The organism is Cobetia sp. MMG027 (assembly GCF_027947415.1).
Classification (GTDB): domain Bacteria; phylum Pseudomonadota; class Gammaproteobacteria; order Pseudomonadales; family Halomonadaceae; genus Cobetia; species Cobetia marina.
This window is the reverse complement of the sequence record NZ_JAQJIO010000021.1, coordinates 1-2,660: the sequence shown is the minus strand read 5'-3', so window position 1 is coordinate 2,660 and position 2,660 is coordinate 1. Positions and strand designations below refer to the sequence as shown.

Below are 2,660 nucleotides of genomic sequence, written 5' to 3'. Positions count from 1 at the left end.
TGGCTATTCACTGATAGGTTTGGGAGTAGGAATTATAATTGCTGGTGTTGCTGTGTTTTTTGCAAGTGCAGTTATAGCAACAGTTGCTTTTATAATATCAATAATGATTTCAGTAGTTATGTTTGTTGTTGGCTATATGAAGCCTGATGACTTAGAAAAGTGGTTAGATAAGACTATGTTCTTCGGTAACGATGGTGCAGGTGAAAGATTTACTGATATTGAGCAGCAACAAATTGCATTAGAAAATTTAGGTAGTAATTGAATTTTATTAATGGAGGGTTGAATGTATACAGGATGGTATAATTCATTTAAAGTTAATAGGCCGCTCACTGATGATGAAAGAAGAGCTAAACTATCTAAAAAATCCCAAGCTGGAGTAATCCCAGATCCCTATGGCAGTCTTGTTAGTTTCAACTCGACATATATGGAGTTTGTTGATAGAAGAGATAGACTAAGAGGTATGTTCGGCACGTCTTTTGTAGGAATATTAGTCATTTCTGTACTTATTGGTGGTGCAGGGTTGATATACTACCTTCTTAATATGAAAATCAACAATGTCAGTCCTTGGCTTTTCTATGGAGCACCTGGAGCAATAGCATTATCATTAATCACTTTTGCTTGGTTTTGTTGGAGATACCAGTTCGGTAAGGATATGTTCACCTATACTCGTTACCCTATCAGATTTAATCGTAAAAATAAAATGGTTTATATTTTTTGTGGTGGAAAAGAAAAAGTCAAAGCGGTAAGCTGGGATGATGTCTTTTGGCATGTTGGCAGAGGTTATCAAAATAAATTTTTAATAGATTTAAGAGGACATATAATAGATTCAAATGAAGTAAAATATACATTTTCAGTAGGTCATTATACTGATGATGGTCAGGCAGAGAAGATTTTTGCACTTTGGGAATTTATCGTTCGATATATGGATAAGTCTCCAGAGGAGGTGTTTGAAGACCCTTTGGATCGTTATATAGATTATTCTAAATCAATAAGCCTAAAGAATTGTTATATAACTGCATTTTCTTCGATGTGGCTTCCAGCTATTTATTTCAGGTATTGGATTTTCATAATATTTTACCCAGTAGTCTACGTGCTTACGATAGGGCGTTGGTTGACACTTAAATCATGTAAAGAACCCGTTTGGCCTGATTACGTAAATGAGCAATGTCAAATAGAAAAAGATGATGATAATTTATTGCAGGAACCAAATTTCCATAGTGAGTTTGCGGAAATACCTAAAATTAATAAACGTAATATCGAGAGGCGAAAGAATCAAATAAAAGTGTAATTGATACAGATGGTGGTTTTTAAGTTGTGACGATACCGTAATTTAATAATAGCTAACTATATGATTTATCGCTAGTTTTACTGTTTAGAAAGGGCGGTTGCAGACACTGAGTGCAACACACTTATTAGACCAGGTAGGGAAGTTACTAATGTTCAGTTCAGGTGACGGTGTCATCGTGCTCGGTGATAGCACGACACATGGCGGCAAGGTGATGTCTGCCCAGTCCAATTATCTATTGGAGGGCAAGCCAATTGCCGTTGTTGGGGATACGGTAGTGTGTCCCAAGGATGGTCACAGCAAGTGCAAGATCATCGAAGGACACCCGACGATCAGCCTGAATGGCAAGCCGGTAGCATTTCATGGTTGCCATACCTCTTGTGGTGCGACGTTGATCTCTGCTGCGAGTGGCAAGCACGGTCTTGGATGAGTGAGTTAGTTGCATTATCCCCAAAACCCTCATGGACTCTCCGTGAGGGTTTTTTCGTTGAAGCTTCACTACGATTTCGTGATCGGCCTAGGGAGAAGGACTGACGTGAAGGAGACGATTGACTCCAGCTGCTGACTGCGTGTCATGCAATTCAATGCCGGTGCAGGCTGAGGTAGCGTTGTCGTGCCTTGCATTGGAGGAGGAGAGCGCACTTACCAGGGCCTGTTGCTGACCAGCTGGGGCCGGATCGCCGCCAGTGGGGAACAGCTCGATCTCACGCCCGCTCAGCAACAATTGGCCAGCGCCTATCAGCTTTCCAATACGCTCAGTGACAGCGCCACCAGCCACAACGCAGAAGCGCTCGAGTCGCGCGACAATCTCAAGCAGGCCAGTGAAGATGCCCAGGGGCGTTACGGCGCTGAAGACAGTGGCACCAGTTTCGATGGCAGCTCTGCCTCAAGCGCCAGCGCGGGCGGGCGTGGTGAAGCCGCTCGTCTCGACGCCCCCTGGCTGCATGTCAGCTCACCGGCAGGCATCGCGCTGAGCACGCCGGAATCCACCCATCTGGCCCAGGGCAAGTCACTCAGCATCACCAGCGGCGAAGACATCAACCTGGCCACCGGTCGCAGCCTGATCGCCTCGCTCTCCGAGAAGTTCTCGCTGTTCGTGCAACGTGCCGGCATCAAGCTGTTTGCCGCACGCGGCAAGGTGGAAATGCAGGCGCAGAGTGATGCGATGGAACTGACCTCCGAGAAGGCCATGACCATCACCTCCACCGAAGGCACCGTCACCCTCCAGGCCAAGAACGAGATTCTGCTCACCAGTGGCGGCGGCTATCTCCGCCTGAGTGGCGGCAATATCGAAGTGCACGGGCCGGGCAAGGTCGATGTCAAAGGCGCGCAACATAGTTTTGCAGGCCCTGCGAGTCTGGAGGCTGCATTGCCA

The 2,660-nt window shown here is 45.8% G+C and carries 4 protein-coding genes; all 4 read left to right on the top strand.

All coding sequences use genetic code 11. The annotated features are described in order from the left end of the window. On the top strand, positions 1-262 hold a 262-nt coding region (locus PJK54_RS17675), incomplete at its 5' end, for a hypothetical protein (protein WP_271303506.1). A 21-nt stretch (positions 263-283) separates the two neighbouring features. After that, on the top strand, positions 284-1,288 hold the full coding sequence (locus tag PJK54_RS17670; protein WP_271303505.1) for a DUF6708 domain-containing protein: 1,005 nt from the start codon (positions 284-286) through the stop codon (positions 1,286-1,288). 148 nt (positions 1,289-1,436) lie between these two features. Next, positions 1,437-1,715, top strand: coding sequence for a PAAR domain-containing protein (locus tag PJK54_RS17665; protein WP_271303504.1), 279 nt, complete (start codon positions 1,437-1,439; stop codon positions 1,713-1,715). A gap of 183 nt (positions 1,716-1,898) precedes the next feature. Then, a partial coding sequence (locus PJK54_RS17660; protein ID WP_271303503.1) for a DUF2345 domain-containing protein occupies positions 1,899-2,660 on the top strand: 762 nt, incomplete at its 3' end.

Excerpts from the sequence above, each read along its gene's own strand:
- PJK54_RS17665 (WP_271303504.1), top strand. The coding sequence starts at position 1,437 with ATGTTCAGTTCAGGTGACGGTGTCATCGTGCTCGGTGATAGCACGACA.
- PJK54_RS17670 (WP_271303505.1), top strand. The coding sequence starts at position 284 with ATGTATACAGGATGGTATAATTCATTTAAAGTTAATAGGCCGCTCACT.